Source organism: uncultured Gemmiger sp. (assembly GCA_944388105.1).
Classification (GTDB): domain Bacteria; phylum Bacillota; class Clostridia; order Oscillospirales; family Ruminococcaceae; genus Gemmiger.
This window is the reverse complement of record CALXHN010000100.1, coordinates 1-7,254: the sequence shown is the minus strand read 5'-3', so window position 1 is coordinate 7,254 and position 7,254 is coordinate 1. Positions and strand designations below refer to the sequence as shown.

General features: G+C 66.6%; 7 protein-coding genes. 4 read left to right on the top strand and 3 right to left on the bottom strand.

Annotated elements, in window-relative coordinates; all coding sequences use genetic code 11:
- Nucleotides 1-294: 294 nt before the first annotated feature.
- Genes Q0K17_RS09600 through Q0K17_RS09590 form a run of 3 tightly spaced genes read right to left on the bottom strand, consistent with a single transcriptional unit; the run spans nucleotide 295 to nucleotide 3,851 of the window.
- On the bottom strand, nucleotides 295-2,589 hold the full coding sequence (locus tag Q0K17_RS09600; RefSeq protein ID WP_294542597.1) for a molybdopterin cofactor-binding domain-containing protein: 2,295 nt from the start codon (nucleotides 2,587-2,589) through the stop codon (nucleotides 295-297).
- Complete coding sequence (locus Q0K17_RS09595; protein WP_294542595.1) at nucleotides 2,582-3,052, bottom strand: 2Fe-2S iron-sulfur cluster-binding protein; 471 nt, start codon at nucleotides 3,050-3,052, stop codon at nucleotides 2,582-2,584. The genes Q0K17_RS09600 and Q0K17_RS09595 overlap by 8 nt, the downstream gene beginning before the upstream one ends.
- A 4-nt stretch (nucleotides 3,053-3,056) precedes the next feature.
- Nucleotides 3,057-3,851, bottom strand: coding sequence for an FAD binding domain-containing protein (locus tag Q0K17_RS09590; RefSeq protein ID WP_294542593.1), 795 nt, complete (start codon nucleotides 3,849-3,851; stop codon nucleotides 3,057-3,059).
- A gap of 191 nt (nucleotides 3,852-4,042) precedes the next feature.
- Between Q0K17_RS09590 and Q0K17_RS09585 the strand changes: the two genes are divergently transcribed.
- Genes Q0K17_RS09585 through Q0K17_RS09570 form a run of 4 tightly spaced genes read left to right on the top strand, consistent with a single transcriptional unit; the run spans nucleotide 4,043 to nucleotide 7,200 of the window.
- A complete protein-coding gene (locus Q0K17_RS09585) occupies nucleotides 4,043-5,104 on the top strand; it encodes an ABC transporter substrate-binding protein (protein ID WP_294542591.1) in 1,062 nt (353 codons plus the stop codon).
- Nucleotides 5,067-6,059: an iron ABC transporter permease gene (locus Q0K17_RS09580; RefSeq protein ID WP_294542589.1), complete on the top strand. Its 993-nt coding sequence runs from the start codon at nucleotides 5,067-5,069 to the stop codon at nucleotides 6,057-6,059. Before Q0K17_RS09585 ends, Q0K17_RS09580 begins: the two co-directional genes overlap by 38 nt.
- Nucleotides 6,056-6,862, top strand: coding sequence for an ABC transporter ATP-binding protein (locus Q0K17_RS09575; RefSeq protein WP_294542587.1), 807 nt, complete (start codon nucleotides 6,056-6,058; stop codon nucleotides 6,860-6,862). Before Q0K17_RS09580 ends, Q0K17_RS09575 begins: the two co-directional genes overlap by 4 nt.
- Entirely contained in the window at nucleotides 6,850-7,200 is a 351-nt protein-coding gene (locus Q0K17_RS09570) for a LysR family transcriptional regulator (RefSeq protein WP_294542585.1), read from the top strand. The genes Q0K17_RS09575 and Q0K17_RS09570 overlap by 13 nt, the downstream gene beginning before the upstream one ends.
- Nucleotides 7,201-7,254 lie beyond the last annotated feature (54 nt).

The window sequence follows — 7,254 nt, the reverse complement described above, 5'->3', positions numbered from 1 at the left end:
CCCGCCCCCAGGGCTGTCATGAGAAAGGTAAAGCCGGTCCCGCCGGCCGCCCACAGAATTCCTTGCCTGATCGTCGCCTCCTCCGGCCCCGTATGGGCCTTGTTCCGGATGCAGGAAAAGCGCTCCGGTTAGCTTTTTCTAACTTCTATGTGGTCAGCATACCATGCTCCGGTCCGCCTGTCAACCGCCGGGTTTTCCACAAAAAAGCCCGGAACCGTTGAAAAGCCGCAAAGAAAAACCCCCGCCGCCGGGTGGTTCCGGCGGGCGGGGGCATTGTTTCTGTGGTGCGGGGGGTCAGTCCTGGTCGGGGGTGGCCATGGCGATGACCTCGGGGGTGATGGGCAGTTCCCGGTGCCAGACGCCGGTGGCCCGCATGATGGCGTGGGCGATGGCCGGGGCCGGGGTGTTGATGACGATCTCGCCGATGGACTTGGCGCCGAAGGGCCCGGTGGGCTCGTAGCTGCTCTCGAACTCCACATGCAGGTGGCCCACATCCAGGCGGGTGGGGAGCTTGTACTGCATGAAGCTGGATTCGATGGGCTTGCCGGCGGCATTGTAGGTCACGTTCTCGGTGAGGGTCATGCCGATGCCCTGGGCGATGCCGCCCTCGGTCTGCACCCGGGCCAGGGCCGGGTTCACCGGGGTGCCGCAGTCCACCACGGCGTCGTATTCCAGCACCCGGACCTCGCCGGTGAGCTTGTCCAGCTCGATCTCCGCCATGCCCACCATGAAGGGCGGCGGGGAGACGGGGGAGGAATGGGTGGCGGTGACCTCGGCGGCGCAGTTGTTGGACACCTGGGACTTGTAGGCGATGTCGGTGAGGCTGGCGGTGCGGCCGTCGGCGGCGCGCACGCAGCTGCCGGCAAAGGTCACGTCGGCGGCGTCGCAGCCCAGCAGCTCGGCGCCGATGGTGCAGATGCGGCCGGTGAGCTCGGTGCAGGCCTTTTCCACCGCCTTGCCGGTGACGTAGGTGGTGGAGGAGGCGTAGGAGCCGGAATCATAGGGGGACACGTCGGTGTCGGCGCCGAAGACGGCCACATCCTCCACCGGGCAGTCCATGCACTCGGCCACCATCTGGGCCAGGATGGTATCGCATCCGGTGCCCATATCGGCGGCGCCGATGATCAGGTTGTAGGTGCCGTCCTCGCTGAGTTTCAGGGTCACGGAACCCACGTCCACCCCGGAGATGCCGGACCCCTGCATGGCCATGGCCACACCGGCGGCCCGGACCTTGCCGTTGCCCATATCCCGCACAGGGTAGCGGTGTTCCCAGTCAAAGATCTCCCGGCAGCGGGCCATGCACCGGTCCAGGGCGCAGGCGTTGGCGGGTTCGTTGTAGTAGGCGGGCATGATCATCCCTTCCCGCACCATGTTGCGGTCCCGCAGCTCGGTGGGGTCCATGTGCAGCTTTTCGGCCAGCTCGTTGACGATGGATTCCACCGCAAAGATGCCCTGGGTGGCGCCGTAGCCCCGGTAGGCGCCGGCAGCCTGCAGGTTGGTGTACACCACGTCATACCGGAAGCGGAAGGCTTCCAGGCTGCCGGTGTACAGGGGGATGGACTTGTGGCCGGACAGGCCCACGGTGGTGGGGCCGTGCTCGCCGTAAGCGCCGGAGTTGGACAGGGTGTACAGGTCCAGCGCCCGGATGCGGCCGTCCTTGTCGGCGCCCAGGCGCACCCGGACCTCCATCTCGTGGCGGGGGGAACCGGCGATCTGGCTCTCCTCCCGGGTGTAGGTGATCATGGCGGGGCGGCCGGTCTTCATGGTGACAAAGGCGGGGTAGACCTCGCAGACGGCGGTCTGCTTGGCCCCGAAGCCGCCGCCGATGCGGGGCTTTTCCACCCGGATGCGGCTCTTGGGGATGCCCAGCGCCCGGGACAGGATGCGCCGGCAGTGGAAGACGATCTGGGTGGAGGAGAGCACATGCAGCCGTCCGTACCGGTCCAGGTCGGTGTAGGTGCGGAAGGTCTCCATCATGGCCTGGTTCACCGCCCGGGTGTGGTAGGTGTGGTCCAGGACGATGTCGCATCCCGCCAGCACCGCCTCCACGTCCCCGTCCTTCTCCTCGCCGCTGGCCACCAGGTTGCGGTGGTTGTCCCCGCCCACCTCACAGGGCGGGAACCAGTCCTCCTCCGGGTGGACCAGGGCGGGGTTGTCCTTGGCGGTGCGGAAATCCAGCACCGCCTCCAGCACCTCGTACTCCACCTTGATGAGCTTCATGGCCTTTTGGGCGGCCTTCTCGGTCTCGGCGGCAATGATGGCCACCGGGTCCCCCACGAACCGCAGGTGCCGGTCCAGGATCAGCCGGTCATAGGGGGAGGGTTCGGGGTAGGTCTGGCCCGCAATGGCAAAGCGGGTGGCGGGCACGTCCTGCCAGGTATAGATATCCACCACCCCGGGGACCTTTTTGGCAATGGTGGTGTCGATGGTCTTCACAAGGGCGTTGGCGTGGGGGCTGCGCAGCAGCTTGACCACCAGGGCGCCTTTGGGGGCGATGTCGTCGGTGTACACCGGCTTGCCCAGCAAAAGCTGCAGGGAGTCCTTCTTGCGCACCGCCTTGCCCACGTATTTGGTCTTGTTCTCAGGCATGGGGCACCTCCTTGCGGGAATCCAGAAAGCGGCGGATGCCCCGCAGCTGCCCTTCGTAGCCGGAGCAGCGGCAGAGGTTGCCGGATAAGTAAGCCTTGATCTCCTCGTCGGTGGGGTCGGGGTTTTCCCGCAGCAGGGCGATGGTGTTCATCACAAAGCCGGGGTTGCAGAAGCCGCACTGGTCGGCGCCCTGGTCGGCGATGAAGCCCACGAACTCCGCGGCTTCGGCCTGCAAGCCTTCCAGGGTGGTGACCTTGTGGCCCGCCGCCCGGGCGGCCAGCATGGAGCAGGAAAGCACCGGCACATCGTCCAGGAACACGGTGCACAGCCCGCAGTTGGAGGTCTCGCACCCGCATTTCACGCTGGCACAGCCCTGGGCGCGCAGAAAATCATACAAAGTGGTATCGGGGGCCACGTCGGGCACGCAGACCGCCCGACCGTTGAGCTGCAGTTTGATTTCCATAAATTCAGCCCTCCTTGTCTGCCAGACGGCACAGCATCCGCTGGGTGAGTACCCGCACCAGATGGGTGCGGTATTCGGCGCTGCCCCGGGAATTGGACCCGGTGGGCACGGTTTCGGCGGCGTAGTCCGCAAAGGCCTTGGTGCTCTCAGGGGTCAGCCCGTTTTTCAGCAGGCCCCGTTCATCCCGCACCACCACGGCCTTGCCGGGGCGGGCGCCGATGACCACCTTGTATTCCCCCTGCAGGCAGGAGGCCGCGCAGGTCAGCACCGGGAAATCGGTGCGGGCGATGCGCACGGCGGTATAGGCCATGGGGCCGGGGGTCTTTTTCACCACCACATGGGTGAGGATGTCCCGGTCATAGGGCATGGCGGCGAAGGTTTCCAGGGGGATGCGCCCGCCCTTGTACAGCTCCACCGCACAGTCGGCGGCCAGCAGCACGGTGAGCACGTCGGAAAAGCCGAACCGCCCCCAGATGCTGCCCCCCACCGTGGCCATGTTGCGGAACTGCACCCCCACAATGTCCTTGAGGGCCGCTTCCACCGCGCCGCCGGTAAGGGCGGCGATGCCGGGGTGGTGTTCCAGCCTGCGCAGGGGCACCGTGGCCCCGATGCGGTACTCCTCCGGGGTCTCCTCGATGGTATCCAGACCCAGGTCGCACAGGTCGATGGCGGTGCCCACCGTGATGTCGGACTGGCGCAGCCACAGCATGCCGCCCAGCACATGACTGCGCCGGTTCTGGTTGAGCTGGTACGCCTGGTCCAGGCTTTCGGCGCGCAGATAGTTTTGGATGCTCAGCATCGGAACATTTCTCCTTCGCGGCCCCGCAGGACCGTATTTTGGGCAAAAATCCGCATTTTCCCGCTATTTTGCCACTATATAGCATTATAGTATCACATTTTCATTGAAACCGAAAGCCATCTGTGCTACAATCTCGTTGTAGTTTTTGAACTACAACGCTTTGCAATTCCAAGAAAGAGGAGAAAACCACCATGAAACGTCTGTTGTCTTTCCTGCTGGCCGCCGCTGTGGCCCTGAGCGCCGTGGGCTGTGCCCCCGCCGCTTCCACCGCCACCGCCGAGACCCCGGCCGCCAGTGAGACCGTGGAAGCCACCGCTTCCCCGGAAGAAGCTGCCGCCGCCTTCCCGGTCACCGTCACCGACCAGGCGGGCCGTTCGGTCACCATCGAATCCGAGCCCCAGCGCATCGTCAGCGGGTACTACATTTCCACCAGCCTGCTCATCGCCCTGGGCCAGACCGACAAGCTGGTGGGCATTGAGGCCAAGGCCGACACCCGGCCCATCTATTCCCTGAGCGCCCCCCAGCTGCTGGAGCTGCCCAACGTGGGCTCCGCCAAGGAGTTTGACCTGGAAGGCTGCGCCGCCCTGGAGCCCGACCTGGTCATCCTGCCCCTGAAGCTGAAGGACGCCGCCGAAACCCTGTCCGGCATGGGCATCCCGGTCATCCTCATCAACCCGGAGGACCAGGAGCTGCTGGAAGAGACCATCTCCCTGGTGGGCGCCGCCACCGGCAGCACCGCCCTGGCCGATGAACTGCTGGCCTTCTCCGACGACGAGGCCGCCCAGCTGGAAAGCCTGATGGCCGACGTGGAGCGCCCCACCGTCTACCTGGCGGGCAACTCCGACCTGCTGTCCACCGCCGGCGACGCCATGTACCAGAGCGACATGATCCGTCTGGCAGGCGGCCAGAACGTGGCGGCCGAGATCACCGACACCTACTGGGCGGAGGTGAGCTACGAGCAGATCCTGGACTGGGACCCCGACTACATCATCCTGGCGTCCGACGCCTCCTACACCTGTGAGGACGTGCTCAATGACGAGGCCCTGGCCTCCTGCACCGCTGTGCAGAACGGCAACGTCTACCAGATCCCCGGCGACGCCGAAGCCTGGGACAGCCCGGTGCCCAGCGGCATTCTGGGTTCGGTCTGGCTGGCTTCCATCCTGCATCCCGAGGTCATGAGCACCGAGGATGCCAACGCCGTGATGGGCAACTACTATGACACCTTCTACCACTTCACCTACCCGGCGGCCTGAGGCCGTCCTGCTCAGCGCCGCTGCCCTTCTGGTGGCGGCGCTGGCCGTAGCCAGCCTTCTGGTGGGCAAATATCCCCTGACCGTGTCCGGCATTTTTCAGGATGAGATGCAGCGCCAGGTCTTTCTGACCCTGCGCCTGCCCCGGGCCCTCACCGGGGTGTGCGGGGGCTTTGCCCTGGGGGTGTGCGGCTTTGTGTACCAGACGGTCTTCCGCAATCCCCTGGCCTCCCCGGACATCATCGGGGTGTCCTCCGGTGCCAGCGCCGGGGCGGCTGCGGGCATTCTGTTCCTGTCCGGGGCCGCAGAAATCACCCTGGCCGCCTTCGGGGGCGCCCTGGCCGCCGTGCTGCTGGCCCTGGGGCTTTCGGCCCTGGACCGCCGGGGGCAGAGCGGCACCATCGTGCTGGCGGGCATCGCGGTGCACGCCCTGGCCCAGACGGTGCTCATGGCCCTGAAGCTCACCGCCGACCCGGAACGGGAGCTGGCTTCCATCGAATACTGGATCATGGGCAGCCTGAACGGGGTGAAAGCCTCCGCCCTGCCGGTGAACCTGGCCATCTGTGCCCTCTGCGTGGCGGCCCTGTTCGCTTTGCACCGGCAGGTGCTGCTCCTCAGCGCCGAGGAGGGGGAAGCCCGGATGCTGGGGGTGAACGTCACCGCCCTGCGGCTGCTGGTGCTGCTGGCGGCCACCCTGGCGGTGGCGGCGGTGGTCAGCCTGACCGGGCTGGTCAGCTTTGTGGGGCTGCTGGCCCCCCACGCCGCCCGGCTGGTGTGCAAAGGCAGCCGCCTGCCCACCCTGGTTCTCAGCGGGCTGTGCGGGTCGGCGCTGCTCTGCGCCGCGGACATCCTGGCCCGCAGTGTGGCCGCCACCGAACTGCCGGTGAGCATCTTCACCAGTCTGCTGGGAGCCCCCTTCCTGGTCTTTCTGCTGGTGCGGGAGGGCCGACGGACATGAAACAACTGCAAGTCTCCCACCTCACCGCCGGGTATCACGGCCGGGAGGTGGTCCACGACCTGTCCTTCACCCTGCCCGCCGGACAGGTTCTGGGGGTGCTGGGGGCCAACGGCAGCGGCAAGACCACCCTGATCAAGGCCATCTGCGGCATCCTGCCCCACAAGGGGCAGTGCACCCTGGACGGCCGGGTGCTGGAACGCCTGCGCCCCAAGGCCCTGGCCCGACTGTGCGGGTACATCCCCCAGCGCAGCGGGCTTTCCATTGAACTGAGCGCCCTGGATGTGGTGCTCATGGGGTTCAACCCCCATCTGGGGCTGCTCCAGCCCCCCACCCCGGCCATGCGTCGGGCGGCTTCCGCCATGCTGGAAAGGGTGGGCCTGCCCGGGCGGGACCGGGAAAGCTACCTGACCCTGAGCGAAGGCCAGAAGCAGCTGTGCCTGCTGGCCCGGGCGCTGGCAGGGGGGGCGGAGCTGCTGTTTCTGGACGAGCCGGAAAGTGCCCTGGACCTGCGGGCCCGCCACCGCACCCTGCATCTGTTGCGGCAGTTCACTGCCCAGGGGGACCGGGCGGTGCTGCTGAGCCTGCACGACCCCAACCTGGCCCTCAACTTCTGCGATGCTCTGTTGCTGGTGGAGGAGGGCCGGGGGGCGGGTCTGGTGCACCCGGGCACCGACAGCGATGAGACCCTCACCGCCGCCTTGTCCCGCATCTACGGCCCGGTCTGCCTGCGCCGCTGCACCGACGACAACGGCCAATCCCATCTGGTGATGCTGAAGGAGGAGGATGTCCCATGCAGCCCGTGACCCGCGTATATCTCTATGACGACAACGGCAACAAGTTCTTCGGGGAAGGTCCCTACCGCCTTTTGCGGGGGGTGGAGGACACCGGTTCCCTGCGGGCCTCCGCCATGGCCATGGGGATGGCCTACACCAAGGCCCTGCGTCTGCTGCGCACGGCGGAGGAAGCGTTGGGCTATCCCCTGACCCAGCGGGCCGCCGGGGGCCATGCCGGAGGCGGCAGCCGCCTGACCCCCCAGGGAAAGGCGTTCTTAGATACCTACGCCCGCTTCCGGGACCGCTGCGCCGAAGAGAACCGCCTGCTCTGGCAGCAGGAATTTTCCCACCAGCAGCCGGAAACATAAAAGAAAGGCAGGGGCCGTTCCCTGCCGCCCACATACACTCCACCCCGGACGGCC

Coding starts and splice junctions, on each gene's coding strand:
- Q0K17_RS09600 (WP_294542597.1), bottom strand. CDS start 2,589: ATGCCTGAGAACAAGACCAAATACGTGGGCAAGGCGGTGCGCAAGAAG.
- Q0K17_RS09595 (WP_294542595.1), bottom strand. CDS start 3,052: ATGGAAATCAAACTGCAGCTCAACGGTCGGGCGGTCTGCGTGCCCGAC.
- Q0K17_RS09590 (WP_294542593.1), bottom strand. CDS start 3,851: ATGCTGAGCATCCAAAACTATCTGCGCGCCGAAAGCCTGGACCAGGCG.
- Q0K17_RS09585 (WP_294542591.1), top strand. CDS start 4,043: ATGAAACGTCTGTTGTCTTTCCTGCTGGCCGCCGCTGTGGCCCTGAGC.
- Q0K17_RS09580 (WP_294542589.1), top strand. CDS start 5,067: ATGACACCTTCTACCACTTCACCTACCCGGCGGCCTGAGGCCGTCCTG.
- Q0K17_RS09575 (WP_294542587.1), top strand. CDS start 6,056: ATGAAACAACTGCAAGTCTCCCACCTCACCGCCGGGTATCACGGCCGG.
- Q0K17_RS09570 (WP_294542585.1), top strand. CDS start 6,850: ATGCAGCCCGTGACCCGCGTATATCTCTATGACGACAACGGCAACAAG.